Origin of the sequence: Bradyrhizobium sp. 35, from assembly GCF_023073215.1 — a bacterium.
GTDB lineage: Bacteria > Pseudomonadota > Alphaproteobacteria > Rhizobiales > Xanthobacteraceae > Bradyrhizobium > Bradyrhizobium canariense_D.
The window spans coordinates 87,766-110,585 of record NZ_JADPJC010000092.1; the positions used below are offsets into that span (position 1 = coordinate 87,766).

22 protein-coding genes and 1 pseudogene are annotated in these 22,820 nt (G+C 64.1%); 12 read left to right on the forward strand and 11 right to left on the reverse strand.

Annotated features, from left to right (window positions below; translation table 11 throughout):
* The first annotated feature begins 151 nt into the window (after window positions 1-151).
* Window positions 152-802: a protein-L-isoaspartate(D-aspartate) O-methyltransferase gene (locus IVB36_RS20080; RefSeq protein WP_026233485.1), complete on the forward strand. Its 651-nt coding sequence runs from the start codon at window positions 152-154 to the stop codon at window positions 800-802.
* Between the two features lie 109 nt (window positions 803-911).
* On the forward strand, window positions 912-2,297 hold the full coding sequence (locus IVB36_RS20085; RefSeq protein WP_204511287.1) for a LysM peptidoglycan-binding domain-containing M23 family metallopeptidase: 1,386 nt from the start codon (window positions 912-914) through the stop codon (window positions 2,295-2,297).
* Window positions 2,298-2,454: 157 nt separating this feature from the next.
* Here IVB36_RS20085 and IVB36_RS20090 read toward each other — a convergent pair whose 3' ends face one another.
* Complete coding sequence (locus tag IVB36_RS20090; protein WP_204511286.1) at window positions 2,455-3,471, reverse strand: ATP-binding protein; 1,017 nt, start codon at window positions 3,469-3,471, stop codon at window positions 2,455-2,457.
* 180 nt (window positions 3,472-3,651) lie between these two features.
* On the opposite strand from IVB36_RS20090, the gene yajC reads away from it, so the two are divergent.
* The 6 genes from yajC to IVB36_RS20120 are packed head-to-tail and all read left to right on the forward strand — an operon-like array spanning window position 3,652 to window position 9,305.
* Complete coding sequence (gene yajC / locus IVB36_RS20095; RefSeq protein ID WP_007610701.1) at window positions 3,652-4,017, forward strand: preprotein translocase subunit YajC; 366 nt, start codon at window positions 3,652-3,654, stop codon at window positions 4,015-4,017.
* Between the two features lie 59 nt (window positions 4,018-4,076).
* Window positions 4,077-5,681: a protein translocase subunit SecD gene (secD, locus tag IVB36_RS20100; protein ID WP_018458020.1), complete on the forward strand. Its 1,605-nt coding sequence runs from the start codon at window positions 4,077-4,079 to the stop codon at window positions 5,679-5,681.
* 10 nt (window positions 5,682-5,691) lie between these two features.
* Window positions 5,692-6,711, forward strand: a complete 1,020-nt coding sequence (gene secF / locus IVB36_RS20105; RefSeq protein ID WP_018458019.1) for a protein translocase subunit SecF — start codon at window positions 5,692-5,694, stop codon at window positions 6,709-6,711.
* Window positions 6,712-6,771: 60 nt separating this feature from the next.
* Window positions 6,772-7,155 carry an Mth938-like domain-containing protein gene (locus IVB36_RS20110; RefSeq protein WP_204511285.1) on the forward strand — a complete coding sequence of 128 codons (384 nt, stop codon included), beginning with the start codon at window positions 6,772-6,774 and terminating at the stop codon, window positions 7,153-7,155.
* Complete coding sequence (locus IVB36_RS20115; protein WP_204511284.1) at window positions 7,152-8,015, forward strand: phytoene/squalene synthase family protein; 864 nt, start codon at window positions 7,152-7,154, stop codon at window positions 8,013-8,015. The genes IVB36_RS20110 and IVB36_RS20115 overlap by 4 nt, the downstream gene beginning before the upstream one ends.
* 45 nt (window positions 8,016-8,060) lie before the next feature.
* Window positions 8,061-9,305 carry a threonine ammonia-lyase gene (locus tag IVB36_RS20120; RefSeq protein WP_018458016.1) on the forward strand — a complete coding sequence of 415 codons (1,245 nt, stop codon included), beginning with the start codon at window positions 8,061-8,063 and terminating at the stop codon, window positions 9,303-9,305.
* Window positions 9,306-9,321: 16 nt separating this feature from the next.
* Here IVB36_RS20120 and IVB36_RS20125 read toward each other — a convergent pair whose 3' ends face one another.
* The 5 genes from IVB36_RS20125 to IVB36_RS20145 form a co-directional block, all read right to left on the reverse strand.
* Window positions 9,322-10,500, reverse strand: a complete 1,179-nt coding sequence (locus tag IVB36_RS20125) for an aminotransferase class V-fold PLP-dependent enzyme (protein WP_231188453.1) — start codon at window positions 10,498-10,500, stop codon at window positions 9,322-9,324.
* Between the two features lie 78 nt (window positions 10,501-10,578).
* The gene (locus IVB36_RS20130; protein ID WP_247392817.1) at window positions 10,579-11,157 is read right to left on the reverse strand and encodes a CAP domain-containing protein; all 579 of its coding nucleotides are present in this window, start codon (window positions 11,155-11,157) and stop codon (window positions 10,579-10,581) included.
* An 84-nt stretch (window positions 11,158-11,241) separates the two neighbouring features.
* Window positions 11,242-12,336, reverse strand: a complete 1,095-nt coding sequence (locus IVB36_RS20135; RefSeq protein WP_247392818.1) for a serine/threonine protein kinase — start codon at window positions 12,334-12,336, stop codon at window positions 11,242-11,244.
* A gap of 7 nt (window positions 12,337-12,343) precedes the next feature.
* Entirely contained in the window at window positions 12,344-13,771 is a 1,428-nt protein-coding gene (gene trmFO / locus IVB36_RS20140) for a methylenetetrahydrofolate--tRNA-(uracil(54)-C(5))-methyltransferase (FADH(2)-oxidizing) TrmFO (RefSeq protein ID WP_247392819.1), read from the reverse strand.
* A 126-nt stretch (window positions 13,772-13,897) separates the two neighbouring features.
* The gene (locus tag IVB36_RS20145) at window positions 13,898-14,050 is read right to left on the reverse strand and encodes a DUF1127 domain-containing protein (RefSeq protein WP_018458011.1); all 153 of its coding nucleotides are present in this window, start codon (window positions 14,048-14,050) and stop codon (window positions 13,898-13,900) included.
* A 617-nt stretch (window positions 14,051-14,667) separates the two neighbouring features.
* Here IVB36_RS20145 and IVB36_RS20150 point away from each other — a divergent pair.
* Entirely contained in the window at window positions 14,668-14,994 is a 327-nt protein-coding gene (locus IVB36_RS20150; protein ID WP_018458010.1) for a hypothetical protein, read from the forward strand.
* Between the two features lie 76 nt (window positions 14,995-15,070).
* On the opposite strand, the gene IVB36_RS20155 is transcribed toward IVB36_RS20150, so the two are convergent.
* Entirely contained in the window at window positions 15,071-15,895 is an 825-nt protein-coding gene (locus IVB36_RS20155) for a lytic murein transglycosylase (RefSeq protein WP_018458009.1), read from the reverse strand.
* 128 nt (window positions 15,896-16,023) lie between these two features.
* Complete coding sequence (locus tag IVB36_RS20160; protein ID WP_026233481.1) at window positions 16,024-16,932, reverse strand: DUF2189 domain-containing protein; 909 nt, start codon at window positions 16,930-16,932, stop codon at window positions 16,024-16,026.
* 334 nt (window positions 16,933-17,266) lie between these two features.
* On the opposite strand from IVB36_RS20160, the gene IVB36_RS20165 reads away from it, so the two are divergent.
* Window positions 17,267-17,650 carry a DUF3597 domain-containing protein gene (locus IVB36_RS20165; RefSeq protein ID WP_085384623.1) on the forward strand — a complete coding sequence of 128 codons (384 nt, stop codon included), beginning with the start codon at window positions 17,267-17,269 and terminating at the stop codon, window positions 17,648-17,650.
* A 53-nt stretch (window positions 17,651-17,703) separates the two neighbouring features.
* On the opposite strand, the gene IVB36_RS20170 is transcribed toward IVB36_RS20165, so the two are convergent.
* Window positions 17,704-17,979, reverse strand: a complete 276-nt coding sequence (locus tag IVB36_RS20170; protein WP_247370322.1) for a GNAT family N-acetyltransferase — start codon at window positions 17,977-17,979, stop codon at window positions 17,704-17,706.
* Window positions 17,980-18,227: 248 nt separating this feature from the next.
* Entirely contained in the window at window positions 18,228-18,584 is a 357-nt protein-coding gene (locus tag IVB36_RS20175) for a hypothetical protein (RefSeq protein WP_018458005.1), read from the reverse strand.
* 179 nt (window positions 18,585-18,763) lie between these two features.
* Here IVB36_RS20175 and IVB36_RS20180 point away from each other — a divergent pair, with 179 nt between their 5' ends.
* Together IVB36_RS20180 and IVB36_RS20185 are read left to right on the forward strand one after the other, a co-directional pair.
* Complete coding sequence (locus IVB36_RS20180) at window positions 18,764-20,371, forward strand: acyl-CoA synthetase (RefSeq protein ID WP_085353178.1); 1,608 nt, start codon at window positions 18,764-18,766, stop codon at window positions 20,369-20,371.
* A 9-nt stretch (window positions 20,372-20,380) separates the two neighbouring features.
* Window positions 20,381-21,241: a DUF296 domain-containing protein gene (locus IVB36_RS20185; RefSeq protein WP_085353176.1), complete on the forward strand. Its 861-nt coding sequence runs from the start codon at window positions 20,381-20,383 to the stop codon at window positions 21,239-21,241.
* 16 nt (window positions 21,242-21,257) lie between these two features.
* On the opposite strand, the pseudogene IVB36_RS20190 reads toward IVB36_RS20185, so the two are convergent.
* Window positions 21,258-22,712: pseudogene (locus IVB36_RS20190) on the reverse strand (DUF1217 domain-containing protein); the annotation flags it as partial.
* Window positions 22,713-22,820: the final 108 nt, after the last annotated feature.

A 22,820-nucleotide genomic window follows, 5' to 3' on the forward strand; every position in this document is an offset into this window, starting at 1 on the left:
ATGCCTGAAAATGGCCATCGCGGCTCGCCCGTTGCAAGCCAATTTATGGTCAACTACGCCATCCGAAGCCTATCATGGGTTCCCTGAGCCCGAACAGGAATCTCGCGCCCGGGTTGGGCGTCCCGGACCGCAAACACAGCACAAGCAGGCAATGACCCCCCATCAGCACCCGCCGGAAAAGATGATGTTTCAGCTCACGCTGAGGCGTCGGGGCATCAGCGACCAGGCGGTCCTGAGGGCCATGGAGGAGGTGCCGCGCGATCAATTCGTCGACGACGCCGATCGGGACGGCGCATATCGCGACAGCGCGCTCCCGATCGCCTGCGGGCAGACCATCAGCCAGCCCTTTGTCGTCGCCTACATGACCGAGCAGCTCCAGCTTCAGAAGAAGCACCGCGTCCTCGAGATCGGCGCCGGCTCGGGCTACCAGGCGGCGGTGCTGTCGCGGCTCGCCGGCCAGGTGTTGACGGTCGAGCGCTACCGCAAGCTTGCGGATGCCGCACGTATCAGGCTTGAAAAACTCAACTATCACAACGTCGAGGTGATGCTGGGCGACGGACTCAATCTGCCCCCCAATATTGGCCCGTTCGATCGCATCATCGTCACGGCCGCGATGGAGCAGCTCCCGGAGAACCTGGTCGAGCGGCTGGAGGTGGGTGGCATCCTGATCGCGCCCGTCGGCCCGCATCAGGGGGTGCAGACGCTGATCCGGCTGAGCCGGACCGAAGCCGGGATCGAGCGCAAGGAACTCGTCGAGGTCCGCTTCGTGCCGGCGCTGCCCGGCGTGGCGCGGGAGCTGTAGAATTCCGGATTGGCTGCGCTGCCAACATCTTATTGGGAGGGTTAAGCCGTTATTTACTCGGCGCGTGTTTACTTAAAACACCAGTTCTGTTGCGTACGAGTGAGTAACCATGTCCGTTGCCGCCGAGTTGCTTTACTCGCGCCGTGTGCCGCAGGTCGCGGTGCTGGCGCTGATCTCCTTCAGCTTCGCAGGGTGCAGCGCCGACATGTCGTCGCGCATGTCCCAGTCGAACTTCTCCAATCCCTTCGCGCAGGAATCGACCGGTTCAGTGCAGCAGGCCCCGCCGCCGCAGCGTGAGTTGCCGCAATATTCGCGGCCGCAGACGCAGTCCGGTTATTATCAGTCGCAGCCTTTGCCGCCGGCGGTATCCACGCCGCAATCCTACCCCGTTGCAGCAGGCGGTGTGTCCGGAGGCGGACGCGGCGTGGGCTCCTACGCACCCCCGGCGCAGCCGCATCTCGAGACCACGGCCACCGTGCCGCCACGCTCGGTTGCAGCCGCCCAGCCGGTCGGCGGAACCAAGATCATCGTCGGCACCAGCGATACGCTCGACCTGCTTGCCAAACGCTATCGCGTCACGCCGCAGGCGATCCTCGCCGCCAACGGCTATAAGGGGCCGCGCGCGCTCTCGCCCGGCCAGCAACTGATCATTCCGCACCAAGCTACGGCGGCTGCGCCCGCGCCGCTCATGGCTCCCGTTGCCGCTGCCCCAGCGCCCGCTGCGAAGCCGGTTGCGGCCGTTGCCGCGCCGTCAAGCACGCACTTCGTGAACCACGGCGACACGCTCGCCAGCATTGCCCGCAAGAACCATATCTCGGCGGCCGAATTGGCCCGCGCCAACGGCCTCGATCCCTCTGCAAAACTCAAGCTCGGCGCCAGGCTGGCCGTGCCCGGGGCCAAGACCGCCGCTGTCGCAGCACCGCTTGCCGCGGCTCCGGTCGGAGCCGCTCCCGTCGCGGGGACGCTGCAGCCGGTTGCTGCCGCGCCTGCGCCCGCCACCAAGATGGCCGCCGTCGCCGCGCCGGTGCAGAGCGCGCGCCTGGCCCAGGCCACCGCCAACGTCGAAGACAAGGCCGCGGACACTCCCGCGAAAGCTGCGGAGACCACCAGCGCGCTGCCGACTTTCCGCTGGCCGGTGCGCGGCAAGGTGGTCACGAGCTACGGCGCCAAGACCAATGGCAAATCCAACGACGGCATCAATCTCGCGGTGCCCGAGGGCACGCCGGTCAAGGCGGCCGAAGACGGTGTCGTTGCCTATTCCGGCAACGAGCTGAAAGGTTACGGCAATCTGGTCCTGGTTCGGCACTCCAACGGCTACGTCACCGCATATGCCCATGCGAGTGAGCTGATGGTGAAGCGCGGCGATACCATCAAGCGCGGCCAGGTCATTGCCAAGTCGGGTCAATCCGGGGAGGTGGCGTCGCCGCAGCTCCACTTCGAGATCCGCAAGGGATCGAGCCCGGTTGATCCGCTTCAATTCCTGAACGGGGCGTGATGAGGCCTACATTGTCTCCCAACTGAAGCTGTCGTCGCCCGGCTTAACCGGGCGACCCAGTACGCCGCGGCCTCTCGATCGATCACAACCGTCTCTGGAATACTGGATCGCCCGCTTTCGTGGGCGATGACAGTTTTGGGTTGGGCTATGACTGTGGCTACGTCGCCGCCAGCTTGACGCCGAGCCGTCCCGCAAGCTCCTGGACGAACTGCCAGGCGACACGGCCCGAGCGCGAGCCGCGCGTCGTCGACCATTCAAGTGCCTCGCGTTCCAGGGCGTCATCGTCGATCTTCACGCCGAAATGGCTGCAATAGCCCCGCACCATGGCGAGATATTCGTCCTGGCTGCACCGGTGGAAGCCGAGCCAGAGACCGAAGCGATCCGACAGCGAGACCTTCTCCTCGACGGCTTCGCCGGGATTGATCGCGGTCGAGCGCTCGTTCTCGATCATCTCGCGCGCCAGCAGATGGCGGCGGTTGGAGGTGGCGTAGAGGATGACGTTCTCCGGCCGCCCCTCGATGCCGCCTTCGAGCACCGCCTTGAGCGATTTGTAGGACGCATCATTGCCGTCGAACGAGAGGTCGTCACAGAACACGATGAAACGGAAGGATGAGGCGCGAAGCTGCTCCATGAGGGAGGGCAGGCTCTCAATGTCCTCGCGATGAATCTCGATCAGCTTCAGTCTGTCGGCCGGTTTGCGCTCCGCGTTGATGCTGGCATGCGCCGCCTTCACCAGCGACGACTTGCCCATGCCGCGCGCGCCCCAGAGCAGCGCGTTGTTGGCGGGCAATCCGTTGGCGAAACGCTCGGTGTTCTCCATCAGGATGTCGCGCATCCGGTCGACGCCCTTGAGCAGGAACATTTCGACGCGGCTGACCCGCGGCACCGCCGCAAGGCGGCCGTCCGGGTGCCAGACGAAAGCATCCGCCTGCTTGAACGACTCGCGTTCGGCGGCGGGCTTGCCTTGCGCGGAGAGGTGCGCCGCAATCGTCTCCAGCGCGCGAACGATGCGCTGCTGGGAGACGTTTTGGTTCGTCTTGGACGTCGTCTTGGAAATCGTCTTGGAAGCCGCCTTGAGGGCCACCTTGGGACGTTTTGCCGCGACGCCGGCTGCCTTCGCGGCAGGGGTGCGAGGGCCTTTGCCGGCCGGGCTTTTGCTTGGTTTTTGGGGCATGTCCGAAGTTCCTGAGAATGCAGCCTTATCGGGCCTGTGCGCGCGCCGCAAGGTAGCTAAAAGGGCGGTCTGGCAGCGTTGCAATTGGGGCAATGGCCGCTATAGTCCGCGCGAATTTGACCGAACCGGTCGCCATTTGGGCATGACCGGTTTTCCCCCGTTCTCACGAGGATCGTCCGAATGCTGATTACCCCTGCGTATGCCCAGGCTGCGGGCGCCGGCGACACCAGCGGCATGTTGATGTCGCTGCTGCCGTTCGCCCTGATCTTCGTGATCATGTACTTCCTGATTCTGCGTCCGCAGCAGAAGAAGGTCCGTGACCACGCCGACCTGGTGAAGAACATCCGCCGCGGCGACACCGTCGTGACCTCGGGCGGTCTCGTCGGCAAGGTCACCAAGGTCGTCGACGACGACCAGATCGAGTTCGAGATCGCCGATGGCGTGCGCGTGCGGCAGATGCGCTCGATGGTCTCCGGCGTACGCGCCAAGGGCGAGCCGGCCAAGGAATCCAAGGAAAGCGCCAAGGAAGACGCCGCGTCGAAGTGAGTGCTTCCGCGAGTCTCTCAAGTTTTCCTGCAAATCTCCTGATCTGACAGGTCCAGTCGATGTTGTATTTCACGCGGTGGAAGGCGCTCGGGATTATCCTGACGGCGCTGATCGTGTGCCTCTGCGCGGTCCCGAACTTCTTCCCCGAAGCGCAGGTCAAGACCTGGCCCGCCTGGGCGCAGCGTCGGCTCGTGCTCGGCCTCGATCTTCAAGGCGGCTCCTATCTGCTGCTCGAGGTCGACGGCAACTATGTGAAGAAGGAAAGGCTCGACCAGGTCCGCGACGATGTTCGCCGGACGCTGCGCGATGCCAAGATCGGCTTCACCGGCGGCGTCACCGTGCGCAACGACGCGGCCGAGGTTAGGATCACCAAGGAATCGGACCTGCAGCCTGCGCTCGCCAAGCTGCGCGAGCTGTCCCAGCCGCTGGGCGGACTGGTCGGATCCAGCGGTCAGCGCGACCTGGATGTGACTGACGCCGGCGGCGGCGTGATCCGCCTTACGATCCCGCAGGCCGCGATGCTCGACCGCATGCGCAAGACGATCGAGCAGTCGATCCAGATCGTCGAACGCCGCGTCAACGAACTCGGCACCGTCGAGCCTGTCATCCAGCGCCAGGGCAACGACCGCATCCTGGTGCAGGTCCCCGGCCTCCAGGACCCGACTCGTCTGAAGGAATTGCTGGGCAAGACCGCGAAGATGGAATTCCGCATGGTCGATACGTCGGTGCCGCCCGATCAGGCGCAGCAAGGACGTTTGCCGCCGGAATCCGAGCTTCTGATGAGCGCGTCACCGCCGCCCACACCCTATGTGGTCAAGAAGCAGGTGCTGGTCGCCGGCGGCGACCTGACCGATGCCCAAGCGAGCTTCGACCAGCGCACCAGCGAACCCGTCGTGAGTTTCAAGTTCAATACGTCGGGCGCGCGCAAGTTCTCGCAGGCCACGCAAGAGAACGTCGGGCTGCCTTTTGCGATCGTGCTCGACAACAAGGTCATCTCGGCTCCCGTGATCCGCGAGCCCATCACCGGCGGACAAGGCCAGATCTCGGGCAGTTTCACGGTGCAATCGGCCAACGATCTCGCGATCCTGCTGCGCGCCGGCGCGCTGCCGGCACCGCTCACGGTGGTCGAGGAGCGCACCGTCGGTCCGGGCCTCGGCCAGGACTCGATCGAAAAGGGCGAGCTCGCCGCCTATGTCGGCTCGATCTTGGTCATCATCTTCATGCTCTTGACCTACCGGCTGTTCGGCGTGTTCGCCAACATCGCGGTGGCCATCAACGTCGCCATGATCTTCGGCCTGTTGTCGCTTCTCAACGCCACGCTGACGCTGCCCGGCATCGCGGGCATCGTGCTCACCGTCGGTATCGCGGTCGATTCCAACGTGCTGATCTACGAGCGCATCCGCGAGGAGTTGCGTGGCGGCCGCAACGCGATCTCGGCGATCGACGCCGGCTTCAAGCGGGCGCTTGCGACCATCCTCGATTCCAACATCACCACTTTTATTGCCGCCGCGGTGCTGTTCTACATCGGTACCGGTCCGGTGCGCGGCTTCGCCGTGACGCTCGGAATCGGCATCATCACCACGGTGTTCACCGCTTTCACCCTGACCCGGCTGATCGTGGCCTGGTGGGTGCGGTGGAAGCGGCCGCAGAGCGTGCCGATCTAGGAGCCTGATCGTGAATCACACTGTTCTCATCGGGCTCGGCGTCCTCATTGCCATTCTCACCGTGGTTGCGGCATTCGGCTGGCTGCCGTCGCTGCGCATCGTCCCCGACGATACCCATTTCGACTTCACGCGTTTTCGCCGGATCAGCTTCCCGATCTCGGCGGCGTTGTCGATCGTCGCGATCACGCTGTTCTTCACCCATGGACTGAATTTCGGCATCGACTTCCGCGGCGGCACCCTACTGGAGGTGCAGGCCAAGTCCGGCACCGCCGATATTGCGGCGATGCGTACGACGTTGGATGCCCTGCGTCTGGGCGAAGTCCAGTTGCAGCAATTCGGCGGCCCCGCCGATGTCCTGATCCGTGTCGCGGAGCAGCCGGGCGGCGACGCCGCCCAGCAGGAGGCCGTGCAGAAGGTCCGCACCGCGCTTGGCGATTCCGTCGACTATCGCCGCGTCGAGGTGGTGGGACCGCGCGTATCGGGCGAATTGCTCGCCTACGGCATGCTCGGCCTGATGCTGGCGATCGTCTCGATCCTGATCTACCTCTGGTTCCGATTCGAGTGGCAGTTCGCGCTTGGCGCCATGATCGCCAACGTGCACGACATCGTGCTCACGATCGGGTTCATGTCGATCAGTCAGGTCGATTTCGACCTGACCAGCATCGCGGCGCTTCTGACGATTTTGGGCTATTCGCTCAACGACACCGTCGTCATCTACGACCGCATCCGTGAAATGCTGCGGCGCTACAAGAAGATGCCGATGCCGCAGCTCCTCAACGAATCAATCAACTCGACGCTGTCGCGCTCGATCATCACCCATTTCACTGTGACGCTGGCGCTGCTGGCCCTGCTGCTGTTCGGCGGCCATGCCATCCACAGCTTCACCGCGGTCATGATGTTCGGCGTGGTGCTGGTCGGCACCTATACCTCGATCTTCATTGCGGCCCCGATCCTGATCTATCTCGGCGTCGGCGAGCATCGCGAGGATGCGGTCGATAAGGCTACGCCGGCGAAGAAAAGCAAGGCATGATCCGAACCGCATGCCCTCGCAGGAGTTTGGGAGGGCAGTAAGCTCATTCGGACGAAGCTCATGGCCGGCGATCCCAACGCACCGCATTTTCCCCGCTCGGCGCCGATCGAAGCCTATGGCAAGGGCGGCTTTGCCTTTGCCGGCATGTCGCATCGGGGATCGCTGCTTTGCCTGCCCGACGCGATCTGGGCCTGGGACATAACGGACCCTGCAAAGATCGACCGCTATTCGCTGGATCGAGTCTTCAAGTCTGCCAACAGCATCGACACGCTCCTGGTCGGCACCGGAACCGGGGTCTGGCTGCCGCCGCCGGAACTGCGCCAGGCGCTCAAAGCGGCGAGGGTGGTGCTGGATGCGATGCAGACCGGTCCCGCCGTGCGTACCTACAACATCATGATCGGCGAACGGCGGCGCGTCGCGGCCGCGCTGATCGCCGTGCCATGAGTGGCTCCGCGCCGCCGCCGGATTCTGCTGCGTTCTGTGCTGACCTCGTGCGCAGCCACGACTTTCCGCACTATGCCGCGACCCTGTTCGCGCCCGCTGCCGAGCGCCGCGGGCTGCTGGCGCTCTATGCCTTCAATGTCGAGATCGTCCGCGTCCGCGATCAGGTGAGCCAGCCCTTGCCCGGTGAAATCCGCCTGCAATGGTGGACCGACATGCTGTCGGGCCAAGTCCATGGCAGTGCCGAGGGCAATCCGGTGGCGGCGGAGCTGCTCCGCGCAATCCGTGATTTCGACCTGCCGGTCGAGCCGCTGTCGCTGCTCGCCGACGAGCATCAATTCGATCTCTACAACGACCCAATGCCAACAATGGCGGCGCTGGAGGGCTACCTCGCGGCGACCTCATCGGCGCTGTTCGATCTCGCCGCCCGGATCATGGGACCACCGTCGGCGGCGGCCGAGCATCTCGCCCGCCATGCCGGGCTGGCGCAGGGCATCGTACAGGTCATCGCCAATCTGCCGCGCGATGCGGCGCGCCGGCAATTGTTCCTGCCGCAGCAGGTGCTGGCGAGCCACGATTGCGACGTGGAAGACGTGTTCGCCGGAAAGGAGACGCCAAACTTGCGCGCCGCGCTGGGCCAACTCTCGGGCGAGGCGCAGCAACATTTGACGACGGCCTTGTCGCTGCTGGTGGAGGTGCCGGCATCGGTGCGTCCAGCGTTCCTTCCGCTCGGACAAGCGCGGGCCGACCTCAAGCGCCTGTCGCAACCCGGGCGCAATCCATTTACGCCGCAACCGTCATCGCGGCTGCGTACGCTGTGGACGCTGTGGCGGGCTTCACGTTCGCGGGAATTTACCAAATAGCGGTTGGCTTATCGCCGGAGCCGGGCAAATGCTCTATGTTGTCCTATGGCTGAGTTGTCCCAAACCATATCTTCCGATCTGGGCGGCCTTCCGGTCGTACCGGCCGACATCCATGCCGCCGCCGAGACGATCCGCGGCGCCGTCGTCGAGACGCCCTGTAGCTACAGCCGCACGCTGAGCAATATCTGCGGCTGCGACATCTGGCTGAAATTCGAGAACCTCCAGTTCACGTCCTCGTTCAAGGAGCGCGGCGCGCTCAACCGCCTCAAGGCGCTGACGCCGGAGGAGCGCGCGCGGGGCGTCGTCGCGATGTCGGCGGGTAACCACGCGCAGGGCGTCGCCTATCACGCCAAGCGGCTCGGCATTCCCGCCACTATCGTCATGCCGGTCGGCACGCCCATGGTGAAGGTCGAGAACACCAGGCATCACGGCGCCGAGGTGGTGGTGACGGGCGCCACGCTGGAGGAGGCGGCCGCGTATGCGCGCAGCCACGGCGAAGTCCATGGCATGATCTTCGTCCATCCCTATGACGATCCGCTTGTCATCGCAGGGCAGGGCACGGTCGGGCTGGAAATACTCGAGGCCGTGCCGGAGCTCGATACGCTGGTCGTCCCGATCGGCGGCGGTGGCCTGATCAGCGGGATCGCCATTGCCGCGAAATCGATCAAGCCGTCGCTGCGGATCCTCGGCGTCGAGGCCTGGCTCTACCCCTCGATGTACAATGCCATCCATGACGGCAATTTGCCGGCACGTGGCGACACACTCGCGGAAGGCATCGCGGTGAAGTCGCCCGGCAAGATCACGACCGAAATCGTCCGCCGCCTTGTCGACGACATTGCGCTCGTCAACGAAGCCGAGCTCGAGCGCGCGGTGGCGACCCTGATCTCGATCGAGAAGACGGTCGTCGAAGGCGCCGGTGCCGCTGGCCTCGCCGCGCTGATGTCCGACCCGTCCCGTTTCGCCGGTCAGAAGGTCGGGCTGGTGCTGAGCGGGGGCAATATTGACACACGTCTGATCGCATCGGTCCTGACCCGCGAGTTGGCGCGCGAGGGGCGGCTCACCCAATTGTCGCTCGACATTCCCGACAGGCCCGGCCAATTGGCTGCGGTCGCGGCACTGCTGGCCGAGGCCGGCGCCAACATCATCGAGGTCTCGCACCAGCGCACGTTCTCGGATCTTCCGGCCAAGGCGACGTTGCTGCAATTGGTGATTGAAACCCGCGACAGCGCCCATCTCGACGAGGTCATGGCGAAGCTTGGCGCATCCGGATTGAGTGCGCGCTGTACCTGAGCGTGCATGATCGCCGCTATCGCCGCGTCAAACCCGCCAAATGGACGATCAGCCGATCGATCTCCGCGTCCGTATTGTAGTAGTGCGGGGAGGCGCGCACCACCGGCGGCAGCGAGCGGATTTCGGCATCGATGCGCGTGCTCGACGGATCTGAGGCACCGATCGTGATGCCGGCTGCGGCCGCGTCGCTGACGACCGCTTCCGCCTCGTACCCTTCCACCGTGAAGCTGACGATGGCTCCCGGAGCGCGTCCGAGGTCGCGAACTCTGATGCCGCGAATGGATGCAAGGCCGCCCCGGAGGCGGTCCGCCAGCATGCGGCAACGCCGCTCGATCGGGCCGATCCCGATATCGAGGGCATAGTCGACAGCCGCGCCGAGCCCAAGCCGGGCTGCGTAGTTGTTCTCCCAGGTCTCAAAACGGCGCGCATCGTCACGCAGCCGAAAAGCGTCCCGGGAGACCCAGGGTGCGGCGAAGTGATCGATCATTGGCGGTTCGAGCCGCTGCAGCATTTTTCGGCCGACGTAGAGAAAGCCGGTGCCGCGCGGGCCGCGGAGGAATTTACGCCCGGTCCCCGACAACATGTCACAGCCGATGGCCTCGACGTCGACCACCATCTGTCCGACTGCCTGGCAGGCGTCGAGCAGATAGGGGATGCCGTGCGCCCGCGCTATCTTGCCGACGGCTGCAGCCGGATTGACCAGCCCGCCATTGGTCGGAACCCAGGTGATCGCAATCAGCTTCACGCGCTCATCGATCATGCGTTCGAGCGCGTCGACGTCGAGCTCGCCGCTGGCATCGCTCGGCACGACGTCGATCGCGACGCCTGTTCGGTTGGCGACCTGAAGAAAGGCGACATAGTTGGCCGCGTACTCCGCCTCGGCGGTCAGGATCCGGTCGCCCTTGCTGAATGGAAGCGCGTAGAAAGCCATCTGCCAGGCAACCGTCGCGTTCTCCATGAGGGCGATCTCATCGGGCGCGGCGTTCAGGAGGCGGGCGACCGAGCCGTAAACGGATTCAAGTCGGCGCGCCTCGCGGTCGGCGGCGGCATAGCCTCCGATCTCGCTCTCCAGATCGATGTGTTCCTTCATCGCCGCAACAACCGGCGCCGGCATCAGCGCTGCGCCCGCGTTGTGGAGATAGGCGAGCCGAGAGGCAGCCGGCGTGTCGCGACGAATTCGGTCGATATCCATCATCCATGCCTCCGCGTCTCGCGATCCTCGTGCATGGATTAAACGCGTCGAGGGATGCGGACAAGATGGCCAAGCTTGGTCTCAGATGCAAAGGCCGAGCAGCTTGATGTGGCAGCCGCTGGATTTTGGCTTGCTGGCGGGCGCAGCCTCGCGCTTCACCGCAACCAGCGGCTCCCCGTCTTTCTTGCCTTTGCCTTTGCCCTTCGCCTCGTAGTCGCCGGCGATCACCATTGCCCAATAGGTGCGCTTGCCGCTAGCGTTTTTCGCGCTCGCGATCCCGACGCGGGAAGCGTTGTGCAGCAGCAGATTCTTGCGGTGTCCCGACGAGTCGATCCACTGTCCGAGGGTCTTCTCGAAATTGTCGTAGCCGTAGGCGATGTTCTCGGCGGCGCGGCCTGCGCCGGCCGGTGCGACCCGGCGGTTGAACGGGCCGAGGGCGTCGTGACTGAGGTCGTCCTTCGTCGCCATCGCGCGCGCCTGGTCCATGGCGATGCGGTCGAGGGTCGAATCGCGGACGACGCGGACCTCACCATGCTTGAGGCGGAAGCTCGAGATCAGCTCGGCGGGGGACTCGGCCATTGCGGACGTGGTGGCGAGCAGCAGAAGGCTAGCGATCAGGCCGCCAACCACACGATGCATCATGTACCCCCGAGTGCCCATGACCCCGCCAAGTCCCCCCACCAAGTTCGAATTATCGGATCGCTTCTCTATCGCCAATGTGGACGCTTCAAGGCGTGATCCACGTTAGCTCGCCGGCAGGTCGGCCTCGAAATTGAAGCGGTCGCGCAGGTTCTTGCGCTGCTCCAGGATGTCCTTGAGGAAAGCACGGTCCTGGTCGTTCTTCATCATCGGCTCGATCAGGTCGAGCTGGTTCATGGCGACCAGTTGCAGGATCTCCGTGCGCGGCTTGCCGTCCGGATTGCGTGGCAGTGCGTGCACGACCTGGATGTGTTCCGGCGGCTTTGGCCCCTTGGCAGCGGTGAGCTCGTTGCGCAATTGGCCTTCGAGCGCGGCCTGATCGGCTTCGACGAAGGCATAGAGGCCGACACCGGAGCGGCGGTCGGCAAAGGCGACGATGGCGGTGTCGCGCACGGCGGGGTTCTTGCGGATCAATTCTGCCAGCACCGGCGCGTCGTTGACGAGCCTTCGGCCGCCGCCTTCACGGTCGGTGAAGTTGAACAGGCCGCGGGTGATCGCCCGATAGACCTTCTTGCCGGTGGCGAGCCAGAGGCTGGCGGCGAACGACTTCTTCGCCAGGATCTTGCGCTCGCGCGGCGTCAGCGCCTCGGGCGCGTAGGATCGCTTGTGCTTGAGCAGATGCCGGAGATCTTCATAGGCCAGAATCCGGTAAAGCCGGCCGCGACGGTCGAAGCAGGCGGCGAGCTGGAAGTCGGTCACATAGGCGCGACCGTCGCGGCCGGCCAGCCAGTTCTGTTCCTTGGCAAGATCGTTGTGGCAGATTCCGGCGCGGCGCAGCCGTCGCAGCGCGGCCTTCGCCGAGCGAAAATAGGCGAGGTCGCCATGCGGTTTCGCCAGATGCAGCGCGACACCATCGACGAAGCTGCGCACCAGCGCGCGGCGTCCGGCCCACAGCAGCTCCGGGCCGACATCGAGTCCCTTAGCGAGTGCCAGCGCATGCTTCTCGCGGGCGAACAGGTGGCGCGCCAAAAGGAATGACCACCACGGCACCTCGTCGAGGCGGCGCAGCACCGCGTCGACCTCGCCGTCATCGTCGCGGAATCGGCCGCGCTCGACGGTCGAGAACACGTCGCGCTTGAGCAGCACGCCCTCGGTCCAGCGCGCCGAGAGTGTTGCGGCGTCGTCTTTGGGAAGGTTCATCGAAAACTCACGCCGCGGCGGCAATGCGCAGGTGATCGGCGATCCAGCGATCGAGATCGGCGAGCGCCAGCGCGCTCATCGCCTGCTTTTTGGCCACCGTCTTCTCGTTCCCGCGCAGCCGGCTTCCGTCGGGCTTCTTCGTCGGTGCGCTGGCGAGCGGCGGGAACAGGCCGAAATTGATGTTCATCGGCTGGAACGAGCGCGTGCCGGGCTCGATGGTCTCGATATGGCCGCCGGTGATGTGGCCGAGCAGGGATCCGAGCGCAGTCGTGACCGGCGGACTCGCAAGCGTCTCGCCGCGCACCTCCGCTGCCGCATAGAGACCGGCAATCAGGCCGACGCTGGCGGATTCCACATAGCCCTCGCAGCCCGTCATCTGGCCGGCAAAGCGCAGCCGCGGCTGCGCGCGCAGGCGCAATTGGCCGTCGAGCAGCTTTGGCGAGTTGAGAAAGGTGTTGCGATGCAGGCCGCCGAGGCGAGCAAATTGGGCCTTCTCCAGCCCCGGAATGGTGCGGAAGATGCGCTGCTGCTCGCCGTATTTCAGTTTCGTCTGGAAGCCGACGATGTTGTAGAGCGTGCCGAGCTTGTTGTCCTGGCGCAGCTGCACGACCGCGTAGGCCTTGGTGGTGGGATCGTGCGGATTGGTGAGGCCGACCGGCTTCATCGGTCCATGGCGGAGAGTCTCGGGGCCGCGTTCCGCCATGACCTCGATTGGCAGACAGCCGTCGAAATAGGGCGTGTTGGTCTCCCATTCCTTGAACTCGGTCTTCTCGCCGGCGACCAGCGCTGCGACGAAGCCGTCATACTGCTCCTTTGTCATCGGGCAGTTGATGTAGTCGGCGCCGGTGCCGCCGGGACCGACCTTGTCGTAGCGTGACTGAAACCAGGCCACCGACATGTCGATGGATTCGCGATGCACGATCGGCGCGATCGCGTCGAAGAAGGCGAGGGCGTTCTCGTCGGTCAACTCGCGGATCGCATCGGCCAGCGGCGCCGAAGTGAGGGGGCCGGTCGCAACGATGACGTTGCTCCACTCGGCCGGCGGCAGGCCTGCGACCTCACCGCGGGCGATCTCGATCAGCGGATGATCGTTCAGCGCCTTGGTGACGGCCGCCGAGAAGCCGTCGCGGTCCACCGCCAGCGCGCCGCCGGCGGGTACCTGGTTGGCGTCGGCTGCGCGCATGATCAGCGAATCGAGGCGGCGCATCTCGGCATGCAGCAGGCCGACGGCGTTGTTGGCGGCATCGTCCGAGCGGAACGAATTGGAGCAGACGAGCTCGGCAAGCCCATCGGTGCGGTGTGCCTCGGTCATGCGGGTCGGCCGCATCTCGTGCAGCACCACGGGCACGCCGGATTTGGCCACCTGCCAGGCGGCTTCGGAGCCGGCAAGGCCTGCGCCGATCACGTGCACGGTATTTGATTGGGGTCCTGTCATGGGGCGGACAGGTAGCGCTTTTCGGCGATCAGTGGAATCGCCGAGATCGAGTTTTCTGCCTCCGGATGCGACAACGCCCGCACGAGGCGGGCGCTATCGGTCCGTCCGGTTCAGGGCTGAACGATATCAGCCCTGATACTGACCGGCGGCAACGCGCGGGATGTCCGAGCGATCGAGGCCGATATCGGAAAGCTCGCGATCGCTGAGCTGGGACAGCTCGGCAACATTGCGCTGATAGTCCCGGAAAGCTTGGATCATGCGGATGAGCGAGAGCAGCATTGGTAATCTCCTGTAGTTCGATTCAGCTCTTGCTCGAGCCTCATCGTTGAATTGAATATAGGTGAGAGTGGTGCAGTGCGAAAGTTCCGATGCTGCGATGCAGCTAAGCGCTGAATGCATGGCGCTGGTAACGGACGATTAACCCGAAAGCACTCCCGCCCAAAGCGTAGGCGGAACAGGGAGCACAGGTCTGAAGTCCCGTGAATTCACGGATTTGCTATGGGCTAGTCGGTTCCGTTCGGAGCGAAATAAGTCGCTTTGCTCTTGTCCGCAAGCGGATCGACTAGCTTCTATAACCAAGTCTCACATGCGAGAATCGCATGATTCTAATGAACTTATAATCATTACTTGGCGCGTGCGTACACTTTTGCCAACTCTCGCCAGCGGTTCGCCTGGTTGCAGCGGATCCACATGACGAAGGGCGGCGAGTCAGGACTATCCCGCTTGGTTAGCCACAACCGTCCCCGCTCGCAGTGCACACACGCTGAACGTGTGGCGTTGATTACAAGCGTGTAATGAAAATCAGAAATTTTGCATGCAGCTCTGCGCGCCGCGCAACATCACGCAATTCTCGCGGGGAATTCATTGCGTCAAGTTGCCGCGCCCGGAGGAAGGTGATGTCGCAGATTCCGGCAATGTCGCTGGCTCTGGCCCAAGAACAAGAGAAGGAAGGTAACGTCATGACGAAGTTACTCGGGGTTATCGCAATTGCCGCCGTTGCGTTCGCCGTCACGCCGGCCCAGGCCGCCAAGCACGCCGCCGGCGGCTGCAGCTCGGCCAATCTGGAGAAGACAGAGACCGCGATCGAAAACATGGCCGATGGTGACGGCAAGTTCGTCGCGCAGAAGGAGATCGCGGCCGCGCAGGACTCGCTGCTCAACGGCAAAATGGGTGCGTGCGGCGCGCATCTGAACAAAGCGATGCACGCCACCATGGGCAAATAGGAACTTCAGGAACGCATTAGGAGAGGGCCGGTCGCCGAGCGATCGGCCCTACGCTTTTGTCCTGCAAGCATCTCATCTAAGGGGCGCGCGCGAGCTGGGTGGCGAAATAGGCGACGGTCTTCGAGTAGACCTCGCTCTTGTTCCACTGCTGCAGCACCGCGAAATTCGGACTGCCCGGCTGCCAATCCTTACCCTTCTGCCAGCCATAACCGGCAAGATAGTTCGCGGTGGAGGCGAGCACGTCAGGGGCGTTGTGCAGGAGATCGCGCTTACCATTGCCGTCGAAATCGACGGCGTATTTCATCCATGACGACGGCATGAACTGGGTCTGTCCGAGCTCGCCGGCCCAGGCGCCCTTCATGTCGGCCGGTGCGAGGTCGCCGCGCTGGACAATGCGGAGCGCATCCAACAGCTCGGCGCGAAACTGCTCGGAGCGCCGGCAGTCATAGGCCAGCGTCGCCAGTGAGCGGATGGTCGCGAACTTGCCGGTATTGACGCCGAAATCGGTCTCGAGACCCCAGATCGCGACCAGCACCTCGCCAGGCACGCCGTAGGTCTGCTCGATACGCGACAGCACCGAGCCGTATTGCTTCATCATGTTGGAGCCGCGCGTCAGGCGCGGCGGCACCATGCGGCCGGAAAACTCCTCGAAGGTCTGGCTGAAGACCTTCTGCGAGCGGTCGCGGTTGAGCACGTTCTGATCGAGCGTCACACCGGCGAGCCCGGCGGAAATGGCCTGTTGCGAGACGCCCTTGGCCGCGGCGTCCGTTTTGAAGTCTGCAAGCCACGCGTCGAAATTGCCTGAACCGCAGGCAACAGCGGCGAGCGCTGGCTGAGCGGATAGGATGGACGCGGTGATGGCTAAGGCTGCGAGGGCGAGACGAGAAATCGTCGGGGTCATTCGAGCAAATAAATTCCGTGAAGTGATCTGAACGGCGCGCAATCTCGATGGAAACCGCGGCCAAAGCAAGGCGTATGACAGTGCGCGATCCTGCCCGCACCGGGGCAGGATCGCATGTCACGATATCGTCAGGCGTCGGTCCGATTGCGCCAGGGGAAGAGGTTGGCGGGGAAGTCGGCGGCCGGCTTGCGTGCACGATGCGGCGGAGGCGGCACCGGACGCGCGCCCGGATCGGCCGCGATCACCTTGCGGTAGAGATGCCAGGTGGCATGGCCGAGCACGGGGACCACCACGGCAAGGCCGAGGAAGGCCGGAATGGTGCCCAGCGCCAGCAGGACGGCCACGATCAGGCCCCAGGCCGCCATCGGCACCGGGTTCTTCGCGACGACGCGCAGTGACGTCACCATGGCCTCGAACGCGCCGGCATGGCGGTCAAGCATCAGCGGGAACGACACGGCGCTGATGCACAGCGCGGCAAGGGCGAACAGGAAGCCGGTGCCGCAGCCGACCACGATCAGCCACCAGCCTTGCCGGCTCGTGAGCACGCGCGTCAGAAAATCCGAGATCCCGGATGCGCCTTCATAGCCGAAAGCGGCGACATAAATTGCCTGCGCGGTCGCAACCCAGGTCACGAACAGGGCCAGCAGCAGCGCGCCGAGACCGAGCATGGCGCCGAACGAGGGCGAACGCAGCACCTCCATGGCATCCCAGGCGCTGGCCTCCTCATGGCGCTCGCGCCGGCTGGAGAGCTCGTAGAGACCGAGAGCGGCGAACGGGCCGATTAGCGCGAAGCCTGCGGCCAGTGGGAACAACAACGGCAACACTGAATAGCCCATCACCACGCGGGCGAGCACGAGGCCCAGCACAGGATAGATCACGCAGAGGATGATGGCGTGGCTCGGCACCGCCTTGAAATCGTCCCAGCCGCGCTTGAGCGCATCCTGCAGATCGGAGAGTTGGATGGTTCGGATCACCGGTCCAGCCGCTTCGGCGGTCTGGGCCATGGACGGGACATTGCCCGGGTAGAGTGTGGCCATGGTCGCTAGCTCCCTTGCCATGCGGCCGCATCTGGCGCCAGCAACGGCGCAAGCGGCCGCTATTCTGAGTTTCGCGATCCCCAACCAGACGCGAATTCCGGATGGCATCGCGAACTGAACGTCAACCGTACGCCCATTTGCGAGTCCTGTCCCTCACGCTTGGGTGAGATTCGATGCCGCGGTGCAATCTCTACAGTGTCATTCGGTCGTTATTTCGCCGCAGATAAGCTGATGCTGCGTGCTTGTTCGCGGAACTTTGGCGGGCGCAACGACGCAACTTGGTCTATAAGTGCCACTCAAGGCCCTTCCAGCGGGTCCTTTTCGGGGAGCAGACATGAGCATTTTCGGGAAAATTATGGGCGCGATCTTCGGTAGCCAGCCAGCTTCCGCCGCGCCCGCAGGCAGCGCACCGTCGGGCAGCGCGCCCGCAGGGGCCGCGCCGAGCGGATCCGCGGCGACGGTGGACGTTGCCTCGATCGTCGACGCGGCGGCCGCTGCGCACAAGGGCGAAAAGCTGGAATGGCGCACCTCGATCGTCGATCTGATGAAGGCGCTCGACATCGATTCCAGCCTCGCTGCGCGCAAGGACCTCGCCAAGGAGCTCGGCTACAGCGGCGACACTAACGATTCCGCGACCATGAACGTCTGGCTGCACAAGCAGGTGATGTCCAAGCTCGCCGCCAATGGCGGCAAGCTGCCGCCGGAGATCAAGCACTGACCGATCGCCCGGTCGCAATCCAAGGGCCCGCGATCGCGCGGGCCCTTTTGCATTCAGGCGACGAGATCCGCATCTTCCGGATGCCTGTCGAGATAATCGACGACGAAACCGCAACCGGCAATCACCTTCCTGCCGTCGCGCCGGATCAATTCCAGCGCGCCCTTGACCAGCTCGGAGCCGATGCCGCGGCCGCGCAGCGCGCGCGGCGTCTCGGTGCGGGTGATGATCACCGCCGACGGCGTCAGCCGGTAATTGGCGAAGGCGATTTCGCTGCCGACATCGAGCTCGAAGCGGCTTCTGTCCTTGTTATCCCGTACCGACGGCGCCATGCAAAAATCCTTCCGACATGCTGCTTGCCCCTGATCTAGGCGCCTCAACCGGTCCTTGCCAAGGTGCGAGCAAGAGTGGTTGCCGCAGGGGAGATATCCGGAAACTGCGTGTCCCGCTCAGCCTGGAATTGAAGCCGGGCTTGCCGACGGTGCAGGAGTCGTTATGGAAGCTCGGGGCGTTGTAGCCCCCCGCCGCTTCTCGCAACGTCGGCGTTGGATCTCTTCCTAGGCCTGATCGCCCGGATGCTTCAATCGGTCGCCTTGGCGAGCCTGGAATCCTCCGGCTGCGCCTGCGGGCGCAGGCATCCCTGGCAGATGACGAGGGAACGGTTGACCATGGCGTCCCGTTCCTCCTCGATGCCATCCTTCGCCTGCCACCATTCCTTTGAATAGGGCTGAAGCGCGGCTTGCGACCTGTTGCGCTCGGATCGGGCCGCGCGCACTGGTTCTGAAGCAGCGCGCGGGTGATTGGGATTTTCGCCGGCGCCGTCCCAGGCATAGCGCGCGGGCTTGAAGGCAGGATCGGAGGCGAGGTGCGCTTGTGGGCCCACGGCACACCCGGCAAGCGCCAGCGATAACATGAGGAGGGCGGGCGCTTTGACCATGATGCGGCACTCTGTACGCGAGAACTGAGCGAGGTTGCGCCGATCATGTTTAAAATTTCCTGAACGGTTGGATGGGCTGCGCTGCGCCCGGCAACCTTGCAGGGCTCCTGGCGATGGCGATAAATGGGCTGCAATGAGCGGGCGGCTCGCGTGCCGTCCGCCGCCGAAGAGGAAGCCCGATGCAGCCCCTGCGCATGTCCCGCCGCGTCATGAATCTCGCTCACATGCTGACCCAGAATGCGCGGCGGCATGGGGCGCGTCCCGGTTTCGTCTGGGGCGACAGATCCTGGACCTGGCGCGAGATCGATGCGCAGGTCTCGGCACTGGTAGCCGCTCTCGCGGCGCGCGGGATCGCGAAGGGCGACCGCATCCTCGTTCATTCCAAGAACGGCGATGAGATGTTCTTCTCGATGTTCGCCGCGTTCCGGCTTGGCGCGGTCTGGGTACCCACCAATTTCCGCCTGATGCCGGACGAGGTCGCCTATCTCGCGCAGGCCTCCGGCGCGAAGGCGTTTCTGTGCCATGTCGATTTTCCCGAGCACGCCGCGGCCGTAAGCGGTGGCGCGCTGGAATTCACCTGGAGCATCGACGGTCGGGCGCCGTTTGCCGAGACGTCGGTTGCGGATGCCGTCGCGTCGCGCGCCGGCACGGTGGTCGAGAACGTCGCAGTCGAGCACGACGATCCCTGCTGGTTCTTCTTTACATCGGGCACCACCGGCCGCTCCAAGGCTGCGGTGCTCACCCACGGTCAGATGGGTTTTGTCGTCACCAACCATCTCGCCGATCTTACGCCCGGCGTCACCGAAGCAGATGCCTCGCTGGTGGTGGCGCCGCTGTCGCATGGCGCCGGCGTGCATCAGCTGGTGCAGACCGCGCGCGGCGTGTGCACCGTGCTGCTGCCGACGGAGAAATTCGACATTGACGAGGCGTTCCGCCTGATCGAGGCGCATCGCGTCAGCAATCTCTTCGTGGTGCCGACCATTCTGAAGATGATGGTCGAGCATCCCGCCGCCGACAAATACGATCATTCCTCGCTGCGCCATGTGATCTATGCGGGTGCGCCGATGTATCGCGAGGACCAGAAGGCTGCGCTGAGGAAGCTCGGCAAGGTGATCGTGCAGTATTTCGGCCTCGGCGAGGTGACCGGCAACATCACCGTGCTGCCGGCAGCGCTGCATGACCCCGAGGACGGGCCGCACGCGAAGATCGGCACCTGTGGCTTCGAGCGTACCGGCATGCAGGTCTCGATCCAGGACGACGAGGGCCGTGAACTCGGCGCCAACCAGAGCGGCGAGATCTGCGTAATCGGCCCCGCGGTGCTGGCCGGCTACTATGACAATCCCGAAGCCAATGCGAAGGCGTTCCGCAACGGCTGGTTCCGCACTGGCGATCTCGGCCACATGGACGAGGAGGGGTTCGTCTACATCACGGGACGAGCCTCCGACATGTACATCTCCGGCGGCTCCAACATCTATCCGCGCGAAATCGAGGAGAAGATTCTGACCCATCCTTGCGTCGGCGAGGTCGCGGTGCTCGGCGTGCCCGATGCGACCTGGGGCGAGGTCGGCGTTGCCGTCTGCGTCGCCCGCGAGGGCGCGAAGCCGGTGAGCGAAGCGGAGATGGCGGCATTCCTCAGCCCCAAGGTGCCGCGCTACAAGATGCCGAAGCGGTTCTTCTTTTGGGAGGCCTTGCCGAAATCCGGCTACGGCAAGGTTCCCAAACGGATGGTTCGCGACGAGCTCGAGGCGCGCGGGCTGCTCGATCTCGACAAGACACGGGCGGGCTGAGCGAAGGTCATGCGCAGCATCAAGCAGCCCGGCGCGCCGGTCGCCGAGCGCATCCAATGGGCGGAGGCGAGGGGACGCGCTTTCTCCTTCACGCTTCAAGCAGGTCTGCCGCTGCTGGAGGCGGCGCGCCGCGGTTTCGCCGCGGAGGGATTCGCCGGCGGCGTGCTCAGCTTCGAGCGCGGCGCGCTCGGGCCGTTCGGCTATGTCATGCCGGCGCTGTCGAAGACCAGCGAGAACGCCGCGTTTTATAGCGACACATTCCGGCCAAGCGGCGTGACGCGCACCAGGCTCGGCAGCATGACGCTGGGCATGCGCGATGGCGCCCCGTTCTTTCATTGCCATGGGCTGTGGACGGAGGCCGATGGCCGCGCCGGTGGTGGCCACATGCTGCCGGACGTGACCGATGTCGCCGAGCCGTTCGAGGTCGAGGCCTTCGGCATCGATGGTGCGATGTTCGCCGCAGAGCCAGATCCCGAGACCAATTTCAAGCTGTTCGGGCCCGTGGCGGCTGCGAGCACCGGCGCACGCACGACCAGCCGCGCTTTCGCGCTGCGGCTGCGCCCCAATCAGGATTTCGCGGGCTGTCTCGAAGACTTCTGCCGCGCGCAAGGCATCGCGCGCGCGAGGATCCATGGCGGTGTCGGCTCGACAATTGGGGCGCGCTTCACCCATGGCGGCGTGACTGAGCCCTTCGCGACCGAGCTTGCGGTAACCGGCGGCGCGATTGCGGCCGGCTCCTCCGGCGCCCTCGAAGCCGCACTCGATGTCGCCCTGATCGACTACACTGGCGGCATAGCGGAGGGCCGTCTGATTCGTGGCGACAATCCCGTGCTGATGACCATGGAGCTGGTGCTCGAGGTGTTGGGCTAGTATCGGCGAGCGATCATCAGCGGGTGCGTAGCTTGGCGATGGCCAAGTATGTGGAGTCACTGATCCCCGAACTGGATCCCTGAAACAGGTTGAGCAGGGGGGATTGACCCTGGCCGGTGCTCTGGCTGTTTCTGATGTCATACATGGCGGAGAAACGGCTCAACAGCTTTGTCACCTTCGCGGGATCGGACAGATCCTTGATCTTCATGAATCTGTCTACGAACTTGGCCTGCTGATCGATCGGCATCGCCGCCATCGAGTCAGGCAAATCGAAAGTGGTCCTGAACACCTCCGAAAGAGCCTTGTCGGCAAGGATGTCGTATGCGGACGTGATGTCCCCCGCCTTTCGCTGGAAATAGAGCGCAAGGCGCACGCCGGGATTGGCATCGCCCTGCTGCTGCTCCAGGCTTTGCTCGACATAGTTCGCTTGTGTTTCCCGAAACTGATCCCGCTTTTGCGGACCCATCATCGGAAGACGCGCGACGTTGCCTTTACTGTCGAAATTGAACGACGCCACGATTTCGGCAAAGCGAGGATCGCTCTCGGTGTTCGCGAAGCTCTTTGGATCGTTCAGGTCGGAGCTGAAGATCTTCTTGAGAAATTCGGTGCTGACCTTCCTGGGATCCAGACCCTTGGCCAAGAGAATGAAATCGACCATCGGCCTGTTTGCGAGAAGATCGGAAACACTGTCGATGCCGGCGATGGCCTGCTGATATTCCGACGCATCCTTCGTGGCCTGTGCCCGAACTGCGGCCTGCTGCTGGGGAGTCGCCGTGCTGGCGCTCTTCACCGCTCCAATGACGTAGTCCTTGGCGATCTGGAGGACTTCAGCCGAGTCCTGAGCCACCAAGGGGGTGGTCAGATTGCCTTTTGCGTCGAAGTTGAAGGCGCGTGCCAGCTCCAAATATCGATTGTCCTTGAGGGTACAGACGTAGCTTTTGGGGTCGTTGATGTCGCTTTCGAGCACGGCCTTGACAGTCGCCGGCGAGACGTTCACGGGCTCGAGGCCGACAGCTCCCAGCGCAAATTCATACACGCCCGGTGTCGATACGAACGCCTGGACTGAATTGATCTTGAGGATGGCAGTTCTAAATTGCCTGATTGCAAAAGCTTCGTTCAACGGGCTCGCCGCCGAATAGACGGCGGACTTGCTGTCGTCGAACTTCTGTTTCGTGATCGTGACATTTGCAGCAGTCTGCGCCGACACACCTGACGGAAGCGACCCGTCGGAGGAAAACTCGAACGCACCGGCCAGGTCGACGAACCCGCCAATCGTCCCTATCTGCTCGCTAAGGCTGAAAATGCTGCTCGCATATGACTCCAAATGATGCTTTTCGACCAGAATCTGGACGTTCAACTGGGCTACGTTCGCGCCCGGTTGCGATAGTTGGGCGGTGTAGTCGGCGATCCTTGAATTGGCCGCGGTGACATCCGATCGGGCCTGAGCAAGGTCGGCGTTGAGGCCACTTAGGTGTTGACGTAGTCGTCCGTGAACAAGGCACTAAGCGATTGAGCAGGAGTCAGTTTTCCGGTTGCGGCGGCATTTGAGATTGCAGGGATTGGGGGCTTGAGGCCCCCA

Excerpts from the sequence above, each read along its gene's own strand:
- IVB36_RS20125 (WP_231188453.1), bottom strand. The coding sequence starts at position 10,500 with ATGATGGATATCGACCGAATTCGTCGCGACACGCCGGCTGCCTCTCGG.
- IVB36_RS20115 (WP_204511284.1), top strand. The coding sequence starts at position 7,152 with ATGAGTGGCTCCGCGCCGCCGCCGGATTCTGCTGCGTTCTGTGCTGAC.
- IVB36_RS20145 (WP_018458011.1), bottom strand. The coding sequence starts at position 14,050 with ATGCTGCTCTCGCTCATCCGCATGATCCAAGCTTTCCGGGACTATCAG.
- IVB36_RS20150 (WP_018458010.1), top strand. The coding sequence starts at position 14,668 with ATGTCGCAGATTCCGGCAATGTCGCTGGCTCTGGCCCAAGAACAAGAG.
- secD (WP_018458020.1), top strand. The coding sequence starts at position 4,077 with ATGTTGTATTTCACGCGGTGGAAGGCGCTCGGGATTATCCTGACGGCG.
- IVB36_RS20135 (WP_247392818.1), bottom strand. The coding sequence starts at position 12,336 with ATGAACCTTCCCAAAGACGACGCCGCAACACTCTCGGCGCGCTGGACC.
- IVB36_RS20110 (WP_204511285.1), top strand. The coding sequence starts at position 6,772 with ATGGCCGGCGATCCCAACGCACCGCATTTTCCCCGCTCGGCGCCGATC.
- IVB36_RS20090 (WP_204511286.1), bottom strand. The coding sequence starts at position 3,471 with ATGCCCCAAAAACCAAGCAAAAGCCCGGCCGGCAAAGGCCCTCGCACC.
- IVB36_RS20160 (WP_026233481.1), bottom strand. The coding sequence starts at position 16,932 with ATGGCCACACTCTACCCGGGCAATGTCCCGTCCATGGCCCAGACCGCC.
- IVB36_RS20080 (WP_026233485.1), top strand. The coding sequence starts at position 152 with ATGACCCCCCATCAGCACCCGCCGGAAAAGATGATGTTTCAGCTCACG.
- IVB36_RS20085 (WP_204511287.1), top strand. The coding sequence starts at position 912 with ATGTCCGTTGCCGCCGAGTTGCTTTACTCGCGCCGTGTGCCGCAGGTC.
- yajC (WP_007610701.1), top strand. The coding sequence starts at position 3,652 with ATGCTGATTACCCCTGCGTATGCCCAGGCTGCGGGCGCCGGCGACACC.
- IVB36_RS20130 (WP_247392817.1), bottom strand. The coding sequence starts at position 11,157 with ATGGGCACTCGGGGGTACATGATGCATCGTGTGGTTGGCGGCCTGATC.
- IVB36_RS20155 (WP_018458009.1), bottom strand. The coding sequence starts at position 15,895 with ATGACCCCGACGATTTCTCGTCTCGCCCTCGCAGCCTTAGCCATCACC.
- IVB36_RS20170 (WP_247370322.1), bottom strand. The coding sequence starts at position 17,979 with ATGGCGCCGTCGGTACGGGATAACAAGGACAGAAGCCGCTTCGAGCTC.
- IVB36_RS20180 (WP_085353178.1), top strand. The coding sequence starts at position 18,764 with ATGCAGCCCCTGCGCATGTCCCGCCGCGTCATGAATCTCGCTCACATG.
- trmFO (WP_247392819.1), bottom strand. The coding sequence starts at position 13,771 with ATGACAGGACCCCAATCAAATACCGTGCACGTGATCGGCGCAGGCCTT.
- IVB36_RS20185 (WP_085353176.1), top strand. The coding sequence starts at position 20,381 with ATGCGCAGCATCAAGCAGCCCGGCGCGCCGGTCGCCGAGCGCATCCAA.
- IVB36_RS20120 (WP_018458016.1), top strand. The coding sequence starts at position 8,061 with ATGGCTGAGTTGTCCCAAACCATATCTTCCGATCTGGGCGGCCTTCCG.
- IVB36_RS20165 (WP_085384623.1), top strand. The coding sequence starts at position 17,267 with ATGAGCATTTTCGGGAAAATTATGGGCGCGATCTTCGGTAGCCAGCCA.
- IVB36_RS20175 (WP_018458005.1), bottom strand. The coding sequence starts at position 18,584 with ATGGTCAAAGCGCCCGCCCTCCTCATGTTATCGCTGGCGCTTGCCGGG.